Below are 24,145 nucleotides of genomic sequence, written 5' to 3' on the forward strand. Positions count from 1 at the left end.
AAAAACTTTCAAAGTGTGATTTATACACACGTATACCTGACCGGCATTTGCTCCACATGGGCGATTTTCCGCTGACATTTGCCGCGGTGGTCGGTTTCACGCCATATTTGATTTCTGCAACGTCGCGTCGGCTTCGCCTGGCTCAGCCTACGGTCTCATGGCTTGCGCAGACCGAGCGCTGCCAAGAGCTCTGGGATAAATGCGCCGTTGTCGCTGGTGATGCGAAACGACTCATCAAGGTCGTGAACGCACCAGCCAAATCCGTTGTCCTCGACGGCTTGACGCACCGACTGCAACCACATCGCCCGATCCGATAACGCGGCACCGGTGCGACCGGCGAAGTCGCCAAAACATCCGAACTCACCGCACATGATGCGCTTGCGATCGACCTTGTTCTGGTCGGACCAAGCGGCGACCTCGCCCACTCTGCGACGGATGAACTCGATATCCTGAGGGACATTGAAATATTGATCGGCGCCGCTCATCAGCTGCTGGACAAGGTACTCCTTTCGCAACACGGAGGTTTGCTCATCCGATTTCAACAGACCTATCGCTCGCTCGATCGCCCGAGCGCGGTCGCCGGGTTGCGGGGGAAACTGGAGGCGATGCAAATATTTGCTATAGGATAGATTGACGCCCTGAAGAGTGAATATGAACGGCTCGTAGTAGTGAAAAACGAATATCGTATTCGCGTCGAAGGCCTTTACGTCGATCGAGAGCAGACCATCGATGCTCGCGTAATTCATTCCTGAAAGTAGCAGCGTGTGTTTCGGAGCGGCTGATCGTACTGCGTCGTAAAGATGTTTGAGCTGTTCCGCCCAAGCCGTCTTGGAGCTGAAATCCGACGGCGGCGGCGGTTCATTGAACAGCTCCAACGCGACCGACTGGGGGGCATATCTCGTCTGCAATGCCGCTGCGATGCTCGTCTCTACTTCGACAAGACGCAGGAAATGCGGGCCTGCGAGTCCATCGGTCAACGTCTGAATGTTCCAGTCCTCGTCCTCCGTACTGACGTGAACGTCGAATAACACCTTCATGCCGGCCTGAAGGACGGCGTCGACCGATCGAAGGACAGTTTCGATGCCTGAGGTCAAATCGGCCTTGGTCTCGACAGCGAGTAGCGGCGCTGGATCGACACAGATGCGCAGGAAGTCGACTCCGCTGGCAGCGATTCTTTCGAGCCGCTGTTTCGGCATCCAGCTGTCCCAGCCCCTGCGGATGTTCCAGGGCTCACCTTTCTGCCAATGCGCGAAAGGCTGCTGGATGTTTATGCCGCGCAGGCGGTCGTGCGACGACGTGAACGCGACGTCCGACTGGCGATCAAGGGACGGCGCGGCGGTTGGCTGTCCGAAGACCGGCGATCGCGTCACGCCGTACGCAGCCGCGCAGGCGGCGGCCCGAAGTGCGTGACGCCGGCTCAATCCAGGTCGAGATCTAGGTGGAACGCCGTTCTTCCGCGACTGCAAGGTTACGTTCTCCAAATGCTGCGCTGGCCGGCGAACCGGCGGTCATCAAAAGCTGGCGGAAGGACCATCCGGGGTTTCGCGCGGTGACCGCTTCCGGCTGAGACAGGACGATGAAAACGGTGACGATCAAATGCGAGAACGCCACTGTTTCCCGGTTAAAGCTTTGATCGAGTAATGCAACCAGCGTCACGCCGACAAAGATCGCAACCCAGAAGTGCAGAATTCCGGCTTCCGCTGATTTCTTTCCGAATGTGTTGATGATCCGTCGCCGGTCGGACATTGCAGCCAGCGGAAGGCTGAACCAAAACGCGGCAAAGGAGATCAGGCCTACCATGCCCGTATCGAAGAATATCTCCACGAACTGATTGTGTGCCTGCAGAAGGAACGGACTGTAGATCGGGGTTTGACCGGGGCCATATCCGATCCATGCTCGTTCCAACCCAAGCGTGGACAGATAGTACCAGTGGTGAATGCGCCAATGGACCGAGGTCACCGCGGTTTGCCAGTCCCACACCACATATTCGCCGTTCATGATGTAGTCCGGAACGGTCTTCAGGTCCGAAAACAACTCTCCAAATGGAGACAGCCATAGGAGGATCGCGAATGCTGCCGCGAACGCGGGAAGGAGGCGAGGCCTCTGGATGAAGAGGTATACGCTGAGGGCCACCCCGAGCAGCGCGACGCCGGTCCTTGAAGCAGAAAGGACCAGGGCAACAACAAACAGCAAGTACACCGCGAGGTGAAAGTGCTGAATGGGAAGGCGCATTTTCCGTCGCGACAGCTCGCAAACGAAAAAGGTCAGCACGATCTCCAGGCTGTAGGGTACGGGGTGCGAAGAAAGACCCGCCACCCGTTCAAACTTGTCGTATTGCGTGACGAGCTCTGCATGACCGGTCAGGTATTGACCGAGCCCCACCGCGGAAATGATGAACAACAGCCACATATAAACACGATGGAGGCGCGGGCAAAAATCCGGATGACGATAAAGGGCAGCAAGTAGTGTGACGAACATGATCAGGTGCACGTACCTGAACATCTCGTACAAGGCGGCATACTGGTTGACGATCTTGCCGGCTCCGAAGCCATTGGTGACAAAAGACAGGATGCAAGCAGCAACAAAGACGGACATGGCTATCAAGAGCACGAACAGTCTTTTATGTATCCTGACATGTCGCGCGTGCCAGGCGGCCACAACACCGATCCCGATGACGGTGAGCGACAGGATCATGGAAAAGCTCGTCCCGGACAGACGGTCGAGGCCGTTGGAGATCGATCGAAAGAACGTATAGATGAGGAAATACAGCAGAAGCATATTCATCTTGAACGTCGCTTTGGTTCGATCGGTTTGAGGCGATACCTCAATTGCGGGACGGGAATCGCGCGTTGGCCGATGCGCCGCGTGCGCAGCTCGCTAGGCGGTGCTGGGCGGCGCCGTCCGGGACCGCGCATGAGGACCGCCTCGACGAGGTTCAATCGCCCTGCGATAGCATCCGAGAGTGCGCTCTGCGATAGAGCGCCAGTCTTCCCGTTCGGCCAACCAGTTGCGCGTCTTCTCCCGCAACTCCAACGGCCACGGACTATGTGCAAACGATGCCAGGCGATCCGCGAGCGCTGATACATCTCCCACATGAAAATAGTGCGCGTCATTCAATCCGATCTCCAGGTGAGCAGGAATGTCACTGGCCACCACGGGCAATCCGAAGCTCAGAGCTTCCAGCAGCGCGATCGGCAAGCCTTCGTGCGAGGATGGCAGAACGAAAATGCCTGCGTGGGCGTATAGCTCCCGCAGTGCGAGGCCGCACTGGAAGCCCGCCATGATGACCCCAGCAGTCGCCCCAGCGCGTGCCGCAAGCATCTCGGTATAGGCGTCTGGATGCTCGGAGGCGCCGACGAACACGAGCTTCCATCCGGTGAGCCTGGCATCGGCAAAGGCCTGAATCAGGTCGGTGTGCCGCTTCTCCGGCACCAGCCGGCCCACCATCAACACATATCGTCCCGGCGTAAGCCCAAGCTTGTCCAGCACCGAAGTGCTTTTCGGCACGTCGGGCAAGGTGACGCCGTTTGGAATGAGGTCCGAATTCAGGCCGTACTTTTCCCGCACCAGCTTTCGGATGGTCTGGGAGATGACGATGCGGCCATCGGAAAATCGCATGCCCCAGGCCTCGCCGGCGCGCAGGGCCATCCTGGCCAATCGGCCCCATTTCTCCCGTTCGTAATCCGGGCCGTGGTGCGTCACCACAACATGCAGTCCCAGCAATCGCGCGAGTGGCGCCATCAGGGCCGGTCCGATGGCCTGGATGTGCAGCACGTCCGGCCGCTGCCATGCAGCGACAAGCACCCCGAGGAACGAATGGACGATTGTCTCAAGACCCGAGGTCTTCGGACACCATACCCGCTGGTAGCGTACGCCGTGCCACTCGTCGCCGCGATCAGGCGGCATATAGGAGGAGCGAACGATTACCTCGACATCGCAGCCCAGTTCCTTGAGATGGGGGCACAGGTGCTCCGCGTGAACTTCCACTCCTCCCTGCACATTGGGAAATCCACGCAAGCCAAGCATGATCACCCGCAGTACCAGATGATCCGCACTCACTGCACCCTCCTGTCGAATTAGTTATTGATAAATTCCTTGAGTGGATATCGGGCGTCGGCCGTGTCTCTCCCGCGCACCAACCGTGCCTTTTGCTTTTCGTTGAGGAATGACGTTCGCTGGACGCGCGGAGTAGGCGCGACATTGGAATAATCAATGTATTGATCGAAACAGATCGGTCGGCCGAGCTCGACCTTCAGCTTGTTCTTCAGCACCCAGATGAGCGGCCCCATCTTCGGTGCCTGCGGAATCAGCGTTGAGCGCATTGCCGTGCGCGCGGTCGTCACCATCCAGCAGTTCTGTTGGCAAGCGTGAACCTTGGCGACGGAGTTCTTGGCCGTGTCACTGGCCATGATCTCGCTCCAGGACTGGCGCGCCAAATTACCGAGCGGCAGGTCCGACCGCACGTTGCAGGCCCACACATCGGACCATGGGTCGATGAATGCGAAATCCGTCCCCGCGCTGCAGCGGATCAACCGTGGGTGGCCGAGGATCTTTTCGATCAAGCCCAGATTCAGGTAGGCGCGAAACCAGTTCTTCGGCTTGTTGCTCTTGAGCATCGCAGTGATAAGCCCTTCGACTTGCCGGGCCACCGCGACGCGTTCATAGAAATAATTGTCGTTCTTGTAGAATTGCCACGCGTTGTGCAGCGTCGATGTCGCAAGTTCGAACCCCATCGAACGCGCCAGTTCATAGGTTCGAACGAGCTGCGCCACATTCTCATCCTGGATGACGAAGGCGAATCCCAGGTCTTGCCCACCTGCCTCCTGCAGCATGCGAAGTCCGGCGACCTTCGTGGCGTAGCCGTCCTTCTCGCCGCGGATGCAGTCGCTGGTGGTCGCGTCACCCTCGAGGCTGAAACGAACCTTGATCTTCGGGTGCTTCTTGACGATGGGCAGGAGACGCTCGGGATGCAGGCCGTTCGAGCTGATCTCTATGATCCGGGCCTTTGGGTGGAGCAGGTCCACCATCTCGGCCAGATCCTTCCGCAGGGTCGGCTCTCCGCCGGAGATATTGAGATTATCGAACCCCGCAGGAAGTTTCGCCAGGGTCTCGAGCGTGACCTCTTCCTTTGGATCGGTCGGATTCTTCCAGATGTAACACATCTGGCATCTCGAGTTGCAACGAAACGTGGAGATTACGGTGAGGTCCATTTGCAATCCTCAATGCGATGAATGCCGCTCGCTCACCAGTGATCGGTAGACGGCCATCAGCTCGGTGTTATGCTTCTCGAGGGAGAAGTCCGCTTCGACGCGACTTCTTCCTGCTGCTCCCATGCCTGCACGGCGTGCGGCGTCGTTCATCAGGCAGTCGACGTGCTGACGAAGCTCGTCCGTATTGCCGGGCTCAAACAAAAGCCCCGTCACTTGATCGTCCACGAGCTCCGGAATGCCGCCGACGCGGGTCGCTATGACCGCCTTGCCATAGGCCATCGCCTCCAGCACCGACATCGGACAGTTCTCGCACCACTCCGAAGGCACAACCACCACGGAAGCCTCGGCGATCGTCTCGTTTAAAGTCTCGCCGGATAGCTGGCCCGCGAAACGCACATTCCGGGTGAATTGCGTCTTCAAACTATCCGCCAGCGGGCCGGAGCCTGCGATGACGAGAGGCCACCGGCAGTCCGCTGCTTCGTGGGCGCGCAACAGCGTCTCCGCACCTTTTCCCGGCGCGAGCCGGCCGCAATAAAGCACGTATCCCTTGTCCCGATCGCTCGCCGAAATGCCGCTGACATCCACGCCGTTGTAGAGCACCTGTACCCGGTCCGCGGCGAACCGAGGCAACACCGACTCCCGCATGAACTGGCTCGGCGCGAGGAAGCGATCCACCTTCTCGTAGCTGCCAAACCAGCGCTGAATGACCGCTTCCATGTAAAGCGTGGCGCTCTGTGCGATCGAGCCGTCAGCGCAACGGTGCATCAGCACGTGATGGAAATCGCCTGAGAGACACGATGAACACAACTGGTCCTCTCGCATGCGGGTGTGCACCGGACACACGGGCTTCGAATCGTGCAGTGTGAGCACGACCGGAATCCCGCGCGACTTGGCGACGCCGACAATCGACGGGGTCAGCTGATGATAGATGTTGTGGCAATGCATCAGGTCTGGCCGAGTCTCCTCGATCAGGGATGCGAGTTTGCTCACGGCTTCGCGTGAGTGAATCAATGACAGCGCGCTCTTGATCTTGGCGAGATGGCCGCCGGTCCGGTATTCCTGGCGAGACACGAAGTGATTTGCATAGCGGGATTCGATGTTCCGCTCGTGCTGCATCGCGAAGTCAATGACGTCCGCCCCGCTGCTCGTCAGGAACATTCTCTCCTGAAGCAGCACTGCCTCTGCGCCACCGTTGTTGAACAGAAACTTATTGGCGAGCAGTACTTTCATTGAGGCCCTCGACACGCGCATCACGAAGGCCGGCATCACCAGTGGCCGGTGCACTCTGTGTCTGACGAAAAGCTACCGTGAAAGCAGTTCGATGCAGGCGGCGCATTCAGAGTGGAGGCGATGAAATCTGGGGTACCCAGTAGTGAGTACCAGCGCCGTGGTTGCCAGAGCGGCGCGGTTTGTCGATAAATGGAGGGGTGTTTCCCATCGGAAACACTGCTGTGTTCACGAGGGCTATTTGAGATGAGCATGGGCAGATCGCGCACGCAATCACATGAGCATCGACGACGCTTGGTCGGCTTGCGCGCAATCAACCTGTCCGGTGGTGATTTCGCGTGAAGCGACTACTCAGCCGAACGATATTCCATGCGGCAAGTTGGGCGGGACTTGCGCCTGCTTTGCGCATGGCATTTGCCGGCAGGGCCACTATCCTGATGTTCCACGAGATTCAGCCGGATTGGCGCTCGGAGCTGAAGACCGGTGCATCGCCTGATTTCTTTGAATACACCCTGAAGTGGCTGCGCCAGCAGGGATGGGAGATTGTCAGTCTCGATGCATGTCTCGAGCGGCTGGCGGTGGATCCTGAACCCCGCCGCTATGCGGTGCTTACCTTCGACGACGGCTACAAGGACAACGTCACGACGGCATTGCCGATCCTTGAGCGAAATAACGCGCCCTTCACCGTATATGTTCCAACGGGTGCGGTGAAGCGAACGCTGCAACCGTGGTGGCTGGGCTTGCGCGACCTGTTTCGCTCGAGAGACAGTCTTGCGATCGACGCAATGAACATGCGATTCAGCTGTCGCGATTTTGACGAGAAAGCATCGGCCCTGGAGAAGGTGAGCAACTGGGTCCATGAAGATTACCAACGAGTCGAGATGCTCGCCCCTACGTTCAGCAAGGCCGATCTGTCGCTGGAGGCCTTGAACGACGCCTATTTCATCAACGAGCGGGAGCTTCAGCTCCTGGCACGACACCCCCTGGCTACGATTGGCGGGCATACGGAATCGCATCCAGCGCTCGCGTACCTGAATGCAGCTTCAGCGCGCGCCGAAATGGCGGGTAATCGCACCTATCTGGAGAGACTGCTTCAGCGCCCGGTTCGGCACGTCGCTTTTCCCTACGGCAACTCCAGGGCATGCGGTGATCGAGAACAACATCTCGCGGTGGAGGTCGGTTTTTCGACCGCAGTCACAACCCGGCATGGACAGATATCTGATCGGAAGCTGAATCCTTTTGGGCTCCCCCGCATCGCGGTCGGAGGTCCTTCCGACGGGAGAATTCCGTTCGAGGGGCGAATGAATGGCGTCCAGTCGGCGGTCCAGATGCTGTTCGGTCGCGGCGACTGATATCGTGCATTCCGATCGCGTCGAAGAGTCGAGGGCACGCGAATTCTGGCTCGGGCACGCGAAGTAGGTTGAGCCGCCGGCGATCTCGTGCGCCAGGATCGGCGCCCGACACGATCAGGCCTGACTGGCGATTCCTGATATCCAGCGGTGGAAGCCGGATCCGGGTGGGCAGGTCGCGAAATTGTAGCCGATTTTGGGGTTCACCTTCAGGCGATCCAGTGTGCCGAGGTCACTGACCTTCGTGATTGACCCGTCTGCAGCAAGAGAAAACACCGGAAGTCCAAGTGCCTCGAACACATACCTCGTGGTCGCGTGGCTGCGATCTTGACCATGATCTTCGTAGATGATCAGCGTGTCGCGCTTCAGAGCCTGCCGAGCGCCCTTCAGGGCCGCAACCTCCTGGCCCTCGACGTCGAGCTTGATGACGAGCCGATCGCTGTCGGTCAGCTGCTGGTCCCTTGCCAACGCATCGATCGTTATCGACATGACGGGTTCGGTGTGTGACGGACGGCTGCTCTGCGACGTTACGATGTGCCGGGCCGAATGAGGTCCGTCGTCGGAGAAGAACAGGCTGCGCCCGTCGTACTCGAACAATGCCCTTCGGCAGATCTCGAAGCGTTGATCATTCGCGTCACGGTTCTGCTCGAGAATTGCAAGCGTCTCCCGTGAAGCCTCGACGGCAATCGCGCGCTTGCGACCCAGCATTTCCGACGTGACGAGAACGGACCAGTATCCGATGTTTGCACCGCAATCGAAGAACGTATAGTCGGTATCCTTCAGCCGCATCAGAAGCGTCGCTATGTCCGGCTCGTAGGTCATGCCGGGCTGGCCGATGAAGAACGCATTCCAATAGACGTCGTTCAGCTCGAAGTACAAGCGGCTACCGTCGGCGAAATGGACGCAAGACAGCTGGGAATGCAGAAGCGGCTTGACCGCCCGCATGGCAAGTCCCATGCCGCGCCCGGTACTCCGCGCAACAACGGTGTGCAGAAGCCTCACCAGCCCCATGGAAAGCCGGCTTCCTGACACCTCGTAATCGAATGTAGACCGGCCCATCAGGTACCGCCTCCCGCGCGTAAATCCAATTGCAGCAGTCGCGTCCTCGGATGACAGCGAACGCATTCAACTATCTCCCCAATTCATGTACGTGTGTCCCGACTGCCGCGAGCAGGCTGCAGGTCAAGAATGGTGCCGCTGGCTTCTGGCCGTATTGCCTCGCTACGCGGTTCGGATACTCCTCGGCTCGTTGCGCGCCTAACCAACGCGCGGAGCGCCGTGGTGGCGGTGATATCGATCCCTTCCGCCGAATAAATGTAGGCCGCAGTCCACACCCTGGTCGCGATGCCCGCGCAGGAGCCGGCAACCGCTGCTCCTATCGTCCCGAAGGCCCAAGTCGCGCCGACCATGGCCAGGATTCCCGACACCCAAGTGATCACCACGATGTGCATCGCGGCGCGCTGATGGCCTGTCATATTCAGGGCGATGGGGCCGATCCCGAAATATGTCGACACCAGCATGCCGGTTGCCAGGACCATCAGGACGCCGTAGGCGCGGGTGAAAGTCGCTCCGAACGCCATCAACGCGAGGTCGCCACCAAGCGCCAACGTCGCAACGCAGCCGAGCACAGCGACAAACGCAGCCAATGACGCTCCCGACGTGACGCGCGTGATTTCCGCATGACGATTCTCATCGAACAGACGTGCAATGAGGGGCGCCGCGGGAATACAAAAGGTCGCCAGGAAGAAATCAAGAAGGAGCGCGATCCGGCTGGCAGCGTAGTAATATCCTCCGGCTTCCGGGCCGACCATGACCGAGATGACGACGAGGTCGACTGTGCCGCCCATGATGCTCGTGACGCTGGTTACCCAGAACGGTCCCGAAGTGGACACGATGTCGCGAAGCCGGTCATTCGATCGCCCCACCGCCATGGTGAATACCTTACACCCCTCCGCGAGATGCCGCAGGTAGATGTTCTGGGCGGCGATCAACACGATCAGGATTACAGTCGCAATCAGCAGAACGTCTTCAGCCGGCAGCGGATTGCCAGACGTCGCGAAGAGAACGGCGCCCAACAATATGATGAGAAATCTCCACAGCACATCCTTCGACACGAGTGCGAGATTGACGGAGCCGAGCGCGCGCCCCAGCGAGCTCTGCATTTCGATCAAGGACAACGGCAATATCAGGAGCACGCTCGTGGCATATTGCCAGCCTCCGAATATTCCGTCGCGGCCGTGAGCGGCGACGAACGGAAGGAGGGCGAGTGCGGCCACGGCAACGCTGCCCAGACACGCCACGCGAACCCGCTTCGCGACGATCGAGCCGATCTCCGGGTAGTTCTTCCGGGCGGCGATGCTTGGTATTTCCCGCAACACGCGAAATTGCTGACCGATGAGGCCGACCGTGGAGGCGACGAGCGCGAACGTCATCAACGACATGAGCGCACCGTATTCCTCTATGTTCATCATCCGCGCAAAACTTACGCCGAAGAGGAGGGAGACGACGGCGCCCGAGCATCGGTATGCCAAGGCCAGCCATGACTGCCGGAAGACATTGCTGAACATGGTCGCCGGTCCGCCGGACGGTCGAGTAAAGCTCGTCATTGCTCAAGCCAACGTTGGTGGACGCCACGCGGCGCCCAGTAATTGTGATCGAGCTCTTGCCCGGAATTCCCGGTTCGGCGCACCTCGTGGGCGGAGGAGCGGACTGCGCGGAGGCTGAGCGTTCAAATGTTACACATTGTCAAATCGGCACATTGTCGCAGGGTCGAATATAACCCCGCGGCTGCGGAGAGCGTCCGGCCCTTCTGGATTACCCACTCCGGTGGCCGTAACGAGAAACATGCTGCCTTCGTCGCGATGAAAGCGGTTCGCCGACGAGCATTGTTCGACGGGTGATGTCCGGGGCGTTTCAATCGAGCTTGCGGTATCGCGATCGGGAGCCAATTCATGCGACTATAAGTCAGGATTGGCCTCCTTGTAGGTGTGTTGTTTCTCGACCTTGAACGAACCATCGAAATGAGGCTTGACGCCATTCGCCTTGAGCCCCTGGACGACTGCAGTTCCTCCGGATGCGGTGGCTGCAGACCTGCGCGCGGGCGCGCGTTCCCGGTCTGACCTGTCGCGCAGCAATCCTATTCCGATCCCCAGAAGCATGCCGCCGAGGATCGCTGATCCAAGTATCAAACGGGCGTTTGGCGAACTGGCCGTGTAGGGATGAGACACTCCGGTGAGCAGACGAGCCTCGAACACCGGCGCGGATTGCTGCTGCATGGCGTCCATGTAACGCAACATCCGGAGGAAATTGTCATACGTTCGGGTGGCGGCGTCCGCTGTGGCTTCCAGTTCGCGGAGTTCGTCTTGCGCCGTTCCGGTCGACTGCGACGAGGGTGGACCTGCCTCGGCGCTGTTCGCGGGAACCGCAATGCCATTCCTGGCCCTGTTGTAATCCGCTACGGCCTTTTTGGCAGTCGACGCCTGGTTGCTCAATTCGTTGACACGTTCCTTGACCCATTTCTCGTTTTGCAGACCCCATTTGTATTTCGCGTCCATTTGCGTCGTGATGTAGGTCTCTACAACGGTGTCCAGGACCTGCGCGGCCCGATCGGGATCGGCGGAGCTGAAGGCGAGATCGACTATGTAGGTGAGACCGGCACGCTTCACCGAGAGCTTGCGCGCGAATGCTTCCATCGCATCACGCGTGACGACGTCCGTGTCCTGCCTGCTCCAGCCGAGCAACCGGGATGTCGACCGACTGAGGTGGTGCAGGGCGCCGCCGGAGAATTCCCGGTCTCCCGCCAAACCGAGCTTCGCGATCGCTGCGCGAGCGACGCTCTCCGACTTCAAGATTGCGACCTGACTTTCGACGGCTGTCGTTGCCGAGGCCGTGTCGTTGGAAGAAGTCGTCTTGGCGTCGACGATGAGTTGCGCGGTTGCCGTAAACGTCGGAACTGCGACAACGAGATAGAGCAAGCCGGCGCCAAACATCACGAAACACGTCAGCAGTATGATCGAGAGGCGGCGGCGCAAGAAGGCGAGACCCTCCGCCACGAATTCGGCCGGCGAACCAAATTCAGGCGGCATCGTGTCCTGAGGTGCCGAATTGTCAGTTCTGTGAGTTTGCAGCATTGTCTCGAACCTGCAGTTACTGGTGGCCTACCGAAGCCTCCGCCGATCAAACGGGAACGGGATCGACTGCAATGCCCTTGCGATCTTGCTGTACGGACTGCATGCAGCAATCGTCATCGCGCTAGAAGGCATTCCAATAGACCTTTCTGGAGAAGAGGGTCATGACGATGATCTTGAGATCGAGAAGGAATGACCAATTGTCGATGTAATAGAGGTCATGCTCGACACGACGTTGCATCTTCTCCAGGGTGTCGGTTTCGCCACGATAGCCGTTGACCTGTGCCCAGCCGGTAATGCCGGGCTTGACGTTGTGGCGGCGGGAGAATGACGAAATCATCCGGGCGAAGCTCTCGTTCTGCGAGGTCGCGTGCGGACGAGGCCCGACGAGTGACATATCGCCGACCAGCACGTTGAAGAGCTGTGGAAGCTCATCGATATTGGTGTGGCGCATGAAGCGTCCCAACCGGGTCACACGTGGATCGTGTCTGGTCACCTGCTTGAAACTGTCGCCATCCTCCGTCACGGTCATCGATCTGAATTTCAACACGCGAATAGTCTCGTTGTTGTAGCCGTGCCGCGTCTGACGAAATAGCACCGGCCCGGGGGAATCGAGCTTGATTGCGATTGGAATGATGACGAAGAGGGGACTGATGATGACAAGTCCGGCAATTGCGGCCGCGATGTCGAAGGCTCGTTTGATCGCCCGGTGGAACGGCGTCAGGGGAGACTGGAAGATGCGCATCGTCACCATGTTGCCGAATTGCGTGATGCGCGACACGGCCATGAGGTCGATTGCACCGACCGGGACGACGTGAACGTCGACCGGGAGCTCTGACAGGGCGCCGGCGAGCGCGAGGGCCGCCCGAACATCCGACTCCGAAGTCAGAATGACAATGTCATCCGCTCGCAGGGGCCGGCACTCTGCGATCAGTTCGCGGACATGGGATAGCACTTCGACCGCCCCGAAATGCTCCGATGCCGAAGAGCCCTTGCGAAAGGTCGGCAACTCGAACGAGCGAATGGTCCGGATTCCGGTGGCGCTTACTCGTGCGGAAAAATCCAGGCAGTGGCTCGGTTCACCTATGAGGATGACGCGCCTGGCGTCGATCAGTCCGGATGCGATGGCAGGCTGCAGCAACGAGAAGCATATTGCCCGCGCGAAGAGCACCATGACGATAACGCTTGCCGCCTGGGCCATCACGGTCGCGCGCGAGTAGCCGTCCGAGATCTTGAGAAGAAATATCGTTGAGATGAAGAAGGAGAATACGAAGAAGACGGCGCTGACGCCGCTCCATAGGAAGATGTGGCGGGGCTGCGTCTGGATCCGCGAATACTGCCGGAGCCCAACGGATACGAGCAGTTGCAACGTGGCAATCAGAAGAGATTCCAGGATGTATTTGGGAGTGTCCGGATAGTCGAGCGCAAGGACCAGCCGATAATAGAGGACGGCAGCGGCAAAAGCCCCGACGGCTACGAGGAGGAACTCGGCGCCTGCCGCCAGTACCAGCAAGGCGGCCAATCTGTTCTTGCCAAGGTCAGCCGCAATTGCCTTGCGGCCAGTGACCGAATGCGCCGAACGCTCGGTAGGGGCCGGCGAATTGGTGAAAAACGCATAACTCACCGGTTACTCCCAAGCAGTCCGTCACGCAGTCCGTCCCCCTGACAAAAACATAGCATTCGGGTCAGGAGGCGGATTGGCAATAAATGGGTAGCCGGGAGTAACTACGATGGTCAGTTGAGCCGAGGCGCTGCGGGTTTAGATTGTCGATCAATCCGTGAGACCGAGCCATCGAGCACGCCATGCCGCACGCCAAGCTGCGTAATTTCCTCCGTCTTGACAACCGTCGCGGTCAACCAGGCCGTTGCGTCAGGTGGGGCCTGGTGGCTGTTGGCCTGACGATTTCCGCGCAGGCGAAAGCCGAATATCGAGTGAGCGTCGGAGATGTTCTGGAGGTCGCGGTAGCCGGCGTGCCGGAGCTGCGGCAGCGCGCGCCCGTCCAGGTCGATGGCAATATCTCTTTGCCGCTGGTCGGAATGGTCCCGGTCGCCGGCCTGCCGTTGCAAGAGATTCGGGCCAAGGTCGGGGCCGCAATGACGAGCAAGGTCTTTCGACAGAGGACCGTGGACGGCCGCGAGGTCGTGGTCGTGATAGATGCAGATCAGGTCACGGCGATCGTTGCGGAGTACAGGCCTGTTTACGTCAACGGGGACGTGTCGAAGCCGGGAGAGTACCCTTATCGTCCGGCGAGCACCGCGCGCCAGCTCATCGCCATGGCGGGTGGCTACGACATCATGCATATCAGGATGAACAACCCGTATCTCGAGTCGGCCGACCTGAGAAGCGAGTATGGTTCGCTTTGGACAGAACTCGCCAAGGAACAGGCGCGGATGTGGCGCATCAAGAGCGAGCTCGGGGAAGGGACGCAGATCAATCCAAGCGCTTCTCTTGCCGACCTGCCGATAGCCCGGTCGGCGGTTTCGGAAATCGTCAATGCGGAAGCCGAATACCTGAAGACGAAGCAGAGCGACTATCAGCAGGAAAAGGCGTACTTGCAGCGCAGCGTTCGGCAGGGAGACGACGAGGTCCGCGTGCTGTCGGAGCAGCAAAAGAAAGATGAAGAGGGACTTCAGTCCGACGTCGAGGACCTTCAGAAAGCGACCGACCTGTTCGGCAAGGGATCGTTGATCAGCCCTCGCGTGACGGATGCGCGTCGCGCGGTTCTGCTGTCGGCGACCCGGAGGCTGCAAACCTCAGCGCAATTGCTCCAGGTCAAGAAATTGCAGGACGAGTACGCCAGACGGTTGGCAAAGCTCGACGATCAGCGGAAGCTTGATCTGTTCCGTGAGCTGCAAGAGACCAGCTTAAAGCTCAATCAGATTCGCGAGAAACTGCAGAGCGTCGGTGAGAAGCTTCAATACACTTCGATGGTTCGATCGCAGCTCGCACGGGGAGCCGGCAGTAAGCCCGATATTGCTATTATTAGAAAGAGCGAGAAAGGACCGGAACGGATTGTCGTGAACGAGGATGCCGAGTTGCAGCCCGGTGACACCATCGAGGTCTCGCTGCGATATCAGGATGGTCCCGACGCGGCACCCCGAAAGCTGAGCAGTTCAAACGTTCCGGTCGTGATAGGCCGGACCGACGTGACCGCGGCAGACTCGCGGCGTGACAGCAGGTGACAAAGCCGGAAGCGGCAGAGTGATCGGGATTGGCACGTCGAGAAGACACGAGCAGCCACGGAGTTTGATGCCGCTTGTCCGTATATTTTTAGCCTATGCGACGGTGTCGCCGCTTGGGCATAGGCATAGGGTAATTCCGCTTGATCTGAACCTTGAATATTTTGTGACTTTTGCCGTTCTCGATCCGCTGTTCCGCTTCGCTGCGATCTGAACTTACAGAAGGGGCAACCTCCTTGTGCGGCTTCGTTGGCATCTTTGGATTTAAAGAATCGCTCGAGACGGCGCGCGGCCGGGCGCTCGAGATGGCCAAAACGGTCAGGCACCGCGGGCCAGACTGGAGCGGCATTTATTCCAGCGACGGCGCAGTGCTCGCGCACGAGCGCCTTTCCATCGTCGACGTGGAGCACGGCGCTCAACCCCTTCTCGACGTGACCGCGGGTCGCGCTTTGGCCGTGAACGGAGAGATCTACAATCATGTCGGTTTGCGCGCGGCGCTGAAGCTGCCGCACGCATGGAAAACGAAGTCCGACTGCGAAATCATCCTGTATCTCTACGACGAGTACGGCCCTGCCGTGTGCAACATGCTGAGTGGAATCTTTGCATTTGCCCTCTTCGATGAGCGCAGTGGCGATTTCTTCGTCGCCCGAGACCACATCGGCATTGTTCCGCTTTACATCGGATGGGGCAGCGACGGCACGACTTACGTCGCGAGCGAAATGAAAGCCCTCGATGGCGTATGCGAGACGATCCGGGAGTTTCCTCCGGGACATCATTACAGCGCCAAGGCCGGAAAGTTCGTCAAGTGGTATGATCCACAGTGGGCACATACTCTTCCAAGCAGGAAGGTGTCGCTGCAGGAGCTCCGATCTTCGCTCGAAGCTGCGGTCAAGCAGCAGATGATGTGCGATGTGCCTTACGGGGTGCTTATTTCCGGCGGGCTCGACTCGTCGCTTATCGCGGCGCTCGCGGCGCGCCACCGCTTCAAGCGGATCGAGTCGGGAGAAACCGAAGAGGCATGGTGGCCGAGGCTGCACTCGTTCTCGGTCGGCCTCGAAAACTCACCTGACATGAAGCATGCGCGAGACGTGGCAGCTCACATCGGCACGGTCCATCACGAGATTGTTTTTACCGTGCAGGAAGGATTGGACGCATTGCCGGACGTGATCCGGCACCTGGAGACCTTTGACGTCACCACCATTCGTGCCGGCACGCCGATGTATCTCATGGCGCGCAAAATCAAATCAATGGGCATCAAAATGGTGTTGTCCGGAGAAGGCGCTGACGAGGTATTCGGCGGCTATCTCTACTTCCACATGGCGCCGTCAGCAGAAGAATTCCACGACGAGACTGTCCGAAAGATCTTTGCACTCAGCAAGTATGATTGCTGTCGCGCGAACAAGGCAATGGCGGCTTGGGGAGTCGAAGCCCGTGTGCCCTTCCTGGACAAGGAATTCCTGGACTACGCAATGTCGATAAACCCCGCCGAGAAGATGTGCCCTGGCGAGAAAATCGAGAAGGGCATATTGCGGGAAGCATTTACCGATCTGTTGCCGCAAGCGATCTTGTGGCGTCAAAAGGAGCAGTTTTCCGACGGGGTAGGGTACAGCTGGATTGAAAGCTTGAAGCATCAAGCCGAGAATAAAGTCTCGGATCAGATGCTCGCAGAGGCGAGCAAGCGCTTTCCGCGGCAAACGCCGACGTCCAAAGAGGGATATTTCTACAGGACCATCTTTGATGGCATTTTCAACAACCCGACAGCCTGCCTGACTGTGCCCGTCGGTCCTTCGATCGCATGCTCCACGCCGACCGCGTTTCTTTGGTCTCAGCAATTTGCGAGCATGAATGACCCATCCGGAAGGGCAGTGAAAGGGATCCACGTTCAGGCTATTGATCATGTTGGGTCAGTTGAAAACCTCAACAGTTCGAAGGTCCCATCGGGCGAACGGGTTGCAGCGGCGGAGTGAAATCGTCCTTCAAGTGAATTTCGGATTCCCACATAGCGTCGCCCGGTGTTCGGCGGCAATGACGCCTGCCGGATTTCGTGGGTGAATCCGGCGCGCCGTATGCTGCGTCGGTCGCCGCGACCCGGCCCGGATGCCGAGACCATTCAAAGCCCGGCCCGCCGCGCGAAGCGCCGGCACTTGGCCTTTCTGCAAGCAACGCCAGAGCGACGTCCTCAACGTCGCGTCAGGATCATGACATCGAGGCGACCACCTCAAGCATCACTTCGGTCGCGCCGCCGGCGATCGAGAGGACGCGGGCGTCACGCGCGACGCGCTCGATCGCGCTCTCGCGCATGACGCCCATGGCGCCGTGGAACTGCACGCAATCATACGCGACCTCGTTGACGAGCTCGCCGCAGATGGCCTTCAACATCGAGATCTCGCGCAGGCAATCGTCATCGGCCGCCATGCGCCAAGCGGTGGCATAGAGAAACCCGCGGCTTGCCTCCACTTTCGCAGAAAGCATCGCGAGCCGCTGACGGATCGCCTGCATGTCCCAAAGGACGCCACCGAATGCCCGGCGGGTTTTCACGTAGGTGAGGGTCATGTCGATCGCTGCCTCGGCCATCCCTATCGCCATGGCGGCGAGGACAAGGCGTTCGTTCTGCAAGTTGCGCATGATTGAGTAGAAGCCTTGTCCCTCCGCGCCGAGCACGTTGTCGGCGGGGATGCGGCAGCCGTCGAAGACAAGTTCCGCCGTGTCGGAGGAGCGCCAGCCGAGCTTGTCCAGCTCGCGCGCGACGCTGAAGCCTGGCGTTCCCTTCTCGACGAGGAACATCGTGATCCCGTTGCTTCCGGCCGAGGGATCAGTCTTGGCCGCGACGCAGTAGAGATCCGCGTGGACGCCGTTTGTGATATAGAGCTTGGTGCCGTCGAGCACGTAGGAGTCGCCGTCCCGGACCGCGCGCGTGCGGATGGCTTTCACGTCCGAGCCTGCATCTGGCTCCGTGATCGCGATCGCGGTGATCACCTCGCCGCTGATAATGCCCGGCATCCAGCGCGCCCGCTGGGCTTTGGTCCCGTCGTGAAAGACGTACGAGGAAGCCATGTCGGCATGGACGAGCATCGCGTCGGCGGCGCCGCCATAGGTCGAGCGCCCGAGCTCCTCGGCGAAGACCGTTGACGCGACAGAGTCCATTTCGGCGCCACCATACTCAGCCGGGTAGCGGATGCCGAAGAAGCCGAGTTCGCCCATGCGGCGCAGGATCGAACGGGGAATGAACCCGTTCTCTTCCCAGTGATCCGCGCAGGGCTTGATTTCCTCCTTGACGAACCGGCGGACCTGGTCCCGCAAGAGCTCATACTCCGCCGCCATCCAGGGCAGCTCCGGCTCTCGTGCCGCGTTCCAAGCTTTGTCCATCATCTTCATCCGATCTGCTGCGAGCCTGACTCAAAGGCTCCTGTCCCGCCCAAGACCAGGCGGAGACCTTTCGGCTAGAGTTCGACCTCCTCTCTCGGTCCCTCCGAGAGGGAAGGGGCATTGGAATCGGCCACCCAGCGCATTCCGTCGATGACTTCCGCCAGTTCGGCCAGTGTCGGCCGCTCAAAGAGGTTGCGAAGCTGCACGTCGACGCCGAAGATCTTTCGCATGCGCGACACCGCCCGCACCACCAGGAGCGACTCCCCGCCCAGCTCGAAGAAGTTGTCGTGGCGTCCGATCGACTCGAGCTTCAGGAGTTGACACCATAGAGCGGCCAGCGCCTTCTCGGTCTCTGTCGAGGGGGCGGCGAAGACCTGCGCCGGCTGGATGTTTTCCGCCGTCGGCTCGGGAAGCGATGAGCGGTCGATCTTGCCGTTGGGCGTGAGCGGCATCCGCTCGAGGCGAACGTAGTGCGTCGGAATCATGGACTCCAGCAGTTCTTCGGCGAGGTGCGCGCGCAGGTCCGCCACGGTCAGGGGTTTCGACGCAACATAGTAGGCCACAAGTCGTGCGATGCCGTCTTCGGGCGTCGACGGTTCGCCATGGCCGATTTGGGCCGTTTCTTGTTTCGCTGCTTTCGTCATCGAGGTGGCGACGGCGCATTCCTGAACGTCCGGGTGCTTGAGAAGCCGTGCTTCGATCTCGCCGAGCTCGATACGGGTGCCACCGACCTTCACCTGATGATCGGCGCGGCCGAGAAATTCCAGGCGTCCTTCCGAGTTCCAGCGGGCGAGATCGCCCGTCTTATAGAGCCGCAGCTTCGAGCGCCCATCTCGGGGATCGGTGACCGTGCGGAAACGCTCGTCGGTCAGATCGGGGCGATTGAAATAGCCTCTCGCGAGACCGTCGCCGGCAATGAACATCTCACCGATGATTCCGGGCCCGGTGGGCTGATATTCCTTGCTGAGGACATAGATTCCCGCATTCGCGGCCGGAATGCCGATCGGCACCGATGCGGATTGATCGCGGTCGGTGTCGAAACGGTGAATCATGCAGCCCACCGTGGCTTCGGTTGGTCCATACTCGTTGTAGATCTCGATAGGATGGGGAATAGCGCTGGTGATATCGCGAGCCAGCGCGGCCTTGAAGTCCTCACCGCCCACGATGAACTTGCGCAGTCTTGTGGTCTCAAGATTGCGGTCGCGGATCATCGCGAGATGAGCCGGCGTCAGCTTGATGATATCCACTGCATTGTCGTCGATCACCTTCAGCACGACCATGCTCTGCACTCCGGGATCGCCAAGATAGACCGCGATGCGGCCGCCGGTGATGAGTGGCGTAAAGAGCGTTGTGACGGTCAGGTCAAATGCGAGAGATGAGAAAAGGGGCCATGCGAGACTTTCGCCGGAACTGTACACCCGGGCGGCCCACCAGATGTAGTTCACCAGGCTTCGGTGCTCGATCTCGACGCCCTTGGGAGTGCCGGTCGAGCCGGAGGTGAAGATGATATAGGCGGCGCCGTCCGGCGTGGCAGCGGACGGTCGAGCCGAGGCCGGCTGATTCGAGATCGACGCGAGATCGGCGTCGAGTACGAGAATGTCGGCAAGGTTCGGGGCAATGCCGGAACGCAGGCGCGACTGGGTGATCGCCACGGGCGCCCGCCCGTCGGTCCCGTTGGAAATGTCCTGCAGGATTGTTGCGATACGCCCCTTCGGCGTTGCCGCATCCACCGGCACATAGGCTGCGCCGGACTTCAGCACGCCCAGGATCGCAACGACGACTTCAATGGAATGCTCCATGAAGACAACGGCAATCCGACCCGGGCCCACGCCGGTCGAGCTCAAATACGCGGCCATCTGGTTGGAGCGTTCGTCGAGCTGCCGGTAGGTCAGCGTTGCATCGCCAAAGCGGATCGCTTCAGCGTCGGGACTACGCGTCGCCTGGTCGCGGAAGAGATCGATGATCGTCCTGTCCGACGGATAGCGTGCCGCCGTGGCGTTGTAATCGACAACCAGCGCCTGATGATCGGAATCCTTCAGCAGGGGAAGCGCTACGCCCTCCGGCGCGATAGGTAGGACTTCGTTCATGAAATACGCTCCCGTCGGGAAAACTAAAAACGAAAATCACGTCAATCGTTCTGCTTTTGGGTTGCCTCGCGATACAGGTTCGCAATGGCAGGTGCGTCAGGTTCCATCAGCATCGAGGCTTCGTTGCAGTCATCGGGCCCGAAGTAAAATTCGGCATGCGGCACTACCCGCAGCCATCGGTGTGGCGCGGCACCCGATCGCAGCCAGGCTTTGTTGGGAAGGATGATGCAAACCCGACCCGAATACGGAGTGGGAGTGTACCGCTGAAAGGCCGCGATCGCCGTGGATTTGAGCAGAGCCCTGCTCGCCAATACCGGGTCTGTCGCGACAGGCTCATTGCTCTTGCCAACGAGGGGTACGAGGGCGCGGACGTGCTCGCGCAGGCGACTGCCGAAATATCGGAGACGGGCGCCGAATGTCGGCAGCTTCGCTGTCTCATGCAGGAACGATTCCGCCTTGCCCCTGGCAATAAAATACAGCCGGCGCGGCCATTCCCCATAGGTGGTGGGGTGAAGCGGGCCAAACAGCGCAACGCATGAGACCTCGGATTCGCGCTGTCCCAGGATTTTCGCCAGTTCAAAAGCTGTTGGAGCGCCCGAGCAATAGCCGACGATGATGTACGGACCGGTCGGCTGATATTCGACGATCTGGCGGGCGAAGTACTCGGCGATATCTTCGACGCGATCCATCGGCTCGCTCTGCCCATCGAAGCCAGGCGGTTGGAGGGCGTAGAACGGTTGATCGACGCCCAGGTGCTTCGAGAGGTCCAGGAATGAGGACGGTGCCCCGACATGACCGGGGACTGCGTAAATGGGTATGCGTGTGCCGCGAGACTGCAACGGAACGATTGCAGACGGTTGCTTGGCCGCGGCCGTGGCCATGTTCAGAAACGCGATGATCTCGCCCTTCCGCCCCTGCAACTGATCGCGAAGCTCCGCCGTCAGCGCGCCGGCCGGGGCGTTGCAGCGCAGCCGGTCGCCATCCACCCAGACCTTGATGTCCTTGACCGCGAGGTCTGCGAGCAGCTCCGAGAACTGCATCACGTGCGCTGACATCGGGCTTTTCATCGATGAAGCTGACATTTCCTGTTCCGTGCGCCATCGCGGTGACTTCGACTCCGGATGACAGTTCATTTCCGGACGACCACGCTCCCAACGTATCCAGGTTGCGGTACGAAGCTTCGGACAGCCCAATCCCTTTCATCCCAGGAAATCGGCTGTCCCAAGCCACACCCCAGCGCCTTGGAGACAGCCTCCAGCCGGGTCCAACGCTGGAGGAAGCCTTCCAGCCGGTCTTCCGGATCGAGGGCGGCGTAGGACTCGTATTCGGAGGTGGAAAGGCAGAGCGCTGCGATCTCGTCCGCTTCGGGCATAGGGAGGATTGCCTCGATGTCCACGCCGACCTCTTGCCTGATCGAGAGGGCGATGACCGCTACTTCTCCAGATCGCGAGACGCTGAAGCGCAAGTCGCGGGCGGGCATGCGGCGGGAGAGGTGGGGTTTGCCCAGCCGTCCATATTCCAGCTCGATCTCTGAAGGCGAAATTCCCAGTCTGGAAGCGAGGACCTGGCGCAGCTGCCCGCGGTTAACAATGAAGCGGCGGCGGTCGCGCTCCAATCTCAATCCCGCGGCGCGCCGATGTTCTTCCTCGTTGAGGCAAGCGCTTAGCTCCCGGATGACGTCCTGCTCCACATGGAGCATGAATGCCAGGACCTCCAGACCATCATGCTCGAGAACCGGCGTGATGACCCCGGGTCTCAGCTCAACTGCTTTGTCCAAAAGGCTCAAAGGGGCAGTGCCGGCTCCGCGAGCCCCGCGTTCAAGTCTGCGATAGCCTGGCCCGTCAAAGGAACGACTATTTTCCCACTCGCTCTGTTCACAGGCACCCGTGCGAAAAGCCATCACAACTTGCTTTCTATTAGCCTCGATCCGGATTGCCGCCGGTAGGTTGCGAACGGTATTGCGATGGGCATTCGAGCGGACTGCTGATTGAAATTTTAATCGCGCACCGCCATGGCTCAATGGACCATCGTAATTACCCATTTTTTGCCAGTTCCCCTCCAGTGACCCGGATTGGACGGCTTGAGTTGAGTGACGCGGCGGCCAAGCCCCGCGTCCTTCCGCCAAAAGCGCAAGCGGGGGAATATTCCTAGGGGAATTGGACCGCTGGGCTGTCAATGGATGCAGTCCAGGCGTAAGCGCCTGCCCCGGCCGGCAGTCAAAAAGGGGAGCAGCACCGACATGGCCACATCGCCGACCTGGACGTTGGTTCTCGCCAAAGAGCCCAAACCGATCGACTAGGAGCCAGCCCCGAATACGGAATACAGAGCCGCGGTCTTTTTTGGAAGATTCGTAGCAATGGTTCGTAGCATCCGCTTCGCACTACGGAGCTTGGCCTCGATGTGGCGCTCTGGACTGTCTCTGCCGACAGCGATCCACGTCATGGCCTGCTCCCTGTTGGCCAGATGGGACTTGTGCCCGCCGCCACCGGCCAGGAAGTCGTAGCCACTTTCCCCGCGTGCAATGCTGTCCTCAATAGCCAGCACATGGCTGACGAGCCCGGGCTTGAGCCGGCTATCGCTCTCATAGAGAAAGCCGCTCTGGTAGTTGAGGACACGGCCGTCATGCACGAAATTGTACACGACCCCGATTGTCTCGTTCCCAACCAGCGTCCGTGAGATGCGAACGGCCCCCGTCGGGACTCCGCGCGCAATCAGCTCCTCGTGAAACGGACGGAAGCCGGGATTGGCGAAGGCTCCCCTGCGTCCCCATCGCGACCGATGAAAGTCGCCCAGCAATTCGAATGCGGCGAGGGCCTCCGTCGTCGTTTCCATGATCCGGAGTTCAACGGGGCCGCGTTCGGCATACAACCGCATGGCACGGTTCACGGCCTGGCGTGTGCTGCGGCCCAATGTGGCGCGATAATCCCCCCCGCGCTGGCGGACCGGGGCAAAATCAACCCACAATGCCGCATCAGCCTTTTTCACCTCGGTCACGAGCCCGGCCCGGCCTGCGGCGCGACTGGCAGTCGCCTCAAGGTCCGGATCAATTCCGGAGAGCACCAGCTGATCCGAGCGGTGCAAGCGGGACGTCAACGCATTGAGGCCTGCGGATATGATGGCATCGGATTGCTCTGCAAGAATACCGTTGTACTCGATGAACAATCGGTCGAAGCGAGTATCTCCCGTTTCATTGAGCAGCCAGCGCGTCCGCGCATGCGGCCCGAGACTCCACGCCCTCCGCCGGCAAATAATCGCCAGGCCAACGATCTTGCCTGATGACCGGGCCACGAGGACGTGTGGTCGCGCGCCATCCGGGATATGCCGCAGCCAAGTGCCGATCCAGAGCCAGGACAGGAAGAACGAGTGAGTCACTCGCGCTTCGAGCTCCTTCCATGAGGTTTCAAGCCAGGCGATGCTCTCCAGGGCATCCAGGCTGACATCGGTAACCGTCTCAGGCATGCTTTCCCGTTCCAACGCCGGAGGGCTGAATGCGCGATGTGACGGGAATACCGAAGGATCGAGCTGCAATGTTCGCGCAAGATCCGATGATGGATGGCTCGTCACGCGCGGATATCCCTCTGGCAGACACGTCCTGGTGG

At 59.9% G+C, this 24,145-nt stretch carries 17 protein-coding genes; 3 read left to right on the plus strand and 14 right to left on the minus strand.

Annotation, left to right across the window (positions count from 1 at the left end; all coding sequences use genetic code 11):
• Positions 1 to 155: 155 nt before the first annotated feature.
• The 5 genes from J2R80_RS08365 to J2R80_RS08385 form a co-directional block, all read right to left on the minus strand.
• Positions 156 to 1,370: a glycoside hydrolase family 5 protein gene (locus J2R80_RS08365; RefSeq protein WP_253638362.1), complete on the minus strand. Its 1,215-nt coding sequence runs from the start codon at positions 1,368 to 1,370 to the stop codon at positions 156 to 158.
• Positions 1,371 to 1,434: 64 nt separating this feature from the next.
• A complete protein-coding gene (locus J2R80_RS08370; protein WP_253588581.1) occupies positions 1,435 to 2,784 on the minus strand; it encodes an O-antigen ligase in 1,350 nt (449 codons plus the stop codon).
• Positions 2,785 to 2,877: 93 nt separating this feature from the next.
• Positions 2,878 to 4,059, minus strand: a complete 1,182-nt coding sequence (locus tag J2R80_RS08375; protein ID WP_253588582.1) for a glycosyltransferase family 4 protein — start codon at positions 4,057 to 4,059, stop codon at positions 2,878 to 2,880.
• A gap of 17 nt (positions 4,060 to 4,076) precedes the next feature.
• Positions 4,077 to 5,210 carry a radical SAM protein gene (locus J2R80_RS08380; protein ID WP_225162373.1) on the minus strand — a complete coding sequence of 378 codons (1,134 nt, stop codon included), beginning with the start codon at positions 5,208 to 5,210 and terminating at the stop codon, positions 4,077 to 4,079.
• A 9-nt stretch (positions 5,211 to 5,219) separates the two neighbouring features.
• Positions 5,220 to 6,440 (minus strand): glycosyltransferase family 4 protein, encoded by a 1,221-nt coding sequence (locus J2R80_RS08385; RefSeq protein WP_168857663.1) that lies wholly within the window; start codon positions 6,438 to 6,440, stop codon positions 5,220 to 5,222.
• A 335-nt stretch (positions 6,441 to 6,775) separates the two neighbouring features.
• Between J2R80_RS08385 and J2R80_RS08390 the strand changes: the two genes are divergently transcribed.
• A complete protein-coding gene (locus tag J2R80_RS08390) occupies positions 6,776 to 7,789 on the plus strand; it encodes a polysaccharide deacetylase family protein (protein ID WP_229157725.1) in 1,014 nt (337 codons plus the stop codon).
• 114 nt (positions 7,790 to 7,903) lie between these two features.
• On the opposite strand, the gene J2R80_RS08395 is transcribed toward J2R80_RS08390, so the two are convergent.
• The 4 genes from J2R80_RS08395 to J2R80_RS08410 all read right to left on the minus strand — a co-directional run bounded on the left by J2R80_RS08395 (position 7,904) and on the right by J2R80_RS08410 (position 13,537).
• Complete coding sequence (locus J2R80_RS08395; protein ID WP_253588583.1) at positions 7,904 to 8,911, minus strand: FkbM family methyltransferase; 1,008 nt, start codon at positions 8,909 to 8,911, stop codon at positions 7,904 to 7,906.
• Between the two features lie 17 nt (positions 8,912 to 8,928).
• A complete protein-coding gene (locus tag J2R80_RS08400) occupies positions 8,929 to 10,353 on the minus strand; it encodes an oligosaccharide flippase family protein (protein WP_253588584.1) in 1,425 nt (474 codons plus the stop codon).
• A gap of 390 nt (positions 10,354 to 10,743) precedes the next feature.
• Entirely contained in the window at positions 10,744 to 11,871 is a 1,128-nt protein-coding gene (locus J2R80_RS08405) for a Wzz/FepE/Etk N-terminal domain-containing protein (RefSeq protein ID WP_253638363.1), read from the minus strand.
• Between the two features lie 166 nt (positions 11,872 to 12,037).
• Positions 12,038 to 13,537: an undecaprenyl-phosphate glucose phosphotransferase gene (locus J2R80_RS08410; RefSeq protein ID WP_253588586.1), complete on the minus strand. Its 1,500-nt coding sequence runs from the start codon at positions 13,535 to 13,537 to the stop codon at positions 12,038 to 12,040.
• Between the two features lie 179 nt (positions 13,538 to 13,716).
• Between J2R80_RS08410 and J2R80_RS08415 the strand changes: the two genes are divergently transcribed.
• Positions 13,717 to 15,096 (plus strand): polysaccharide biosynthesis/export family protein, encoded by a 1,380-nt coding sequence (locus J2R80_RS08415; RefSeq protein WP_253588587.1) that lies wholly within the window; start codon positions 13,717 to 13,719, stop codon positions 15,094 to 15,096.
• 233 nt (positions 15,097 to 15,329) lie between these two features.
• Entirely contained in the window at positions 15,330 to 17,060 is a 1,731-nt protein-coding gene (gene asnB / locus J2R80_RS08420) for an asparagine synthase B (RefSeq protein WP_253588588.1), read from the plus strand.
• 229 nt (positions 17,061 to 17,289) lie between these two features.
• Here asnB and J2R80_RS08425 read toward each other — a convergent pair whose 3' ends face one another.
• The 5 genes from J2R80_RS08425 to J2R80_RS43425 form a co-directional block, all read right to left on the minus strand.
• Positions 17,290 to 18,468, minus strand: coding sequence for an acyl-CoA dehydrogenase family protein (locus tag J2R80_RS08425; RefSeq protein ID WP_253588589.1), 1,179 nt, complete (start codon positions 18,466 to 18,468; stop codon positions 17,290 to 17,292).
• 65 nt (positions 18,469 to 18,533) lie between these two features.
• Complete coding sequence (locus J2R80_RS08430) at positions 18,534 to 20,546, minus strand: amino acid adenylation domain-containing protein (protein WP_253588590.1); 2,013 nt, start codon at positions 20,544 to 20,546, stop codon at positions 18,534 to 18,536.
• A gap of 41 nt (positions 20,547 to 20,587) precedes the next feature.
• A complete protein-coding gene (locus tag J2R80_RS08435) occupies positions 20,588 to 21,628 on the minus strand; it encodes an alpha/beta fold hydrolase (RefSeq protein ID WP_253588591.1) in 1,041 nt (346 codons plus the stop codon).
• Positions 21,629 to 21,675: 47 nt separating this feature from the next.
• On the minus strand, positions 21,676 to 22,587 hold the full coding sequence (locus J2R80_RS08440) for a 4'-phosphopantetheinyl transferase superfamily protein (protein WP_253588592.1): 912 nt from the start codon (positions 22,585 to 22,587) through the stop codon (positions 21,676 to 21,678).
• Positions 22,588 to 22,841: 254 nt separating this feature from the next.
• The gene (locus J2R80_RS43425) at positions 22,842 to 24,110 is read right to left on the minus strand and encodes a GNAT family N-acetyltransferase (protein ID WP_253588593.1); all 1,269 of its coding nucleotides are present in this window, start codon (positions 24,108 to 24,110) and stop codon (positions 22,842 to 22,844) included.
• Between the last annotated feature and the right edge of the window lie 35 nt (positions 24,111 to 24,145).

The organism is Bradyrhizobium sp. USDA 4541 (assembly GCF_024171085.1).
Taxonomy (GTDB): domain Bacteria; phylum Pseudomonadota; class Alphaproteobacteria; order Rhizobiales; family Xanthobacteraceae; genus Bradyrhizobium; species Bradyrhizobium australafricanum.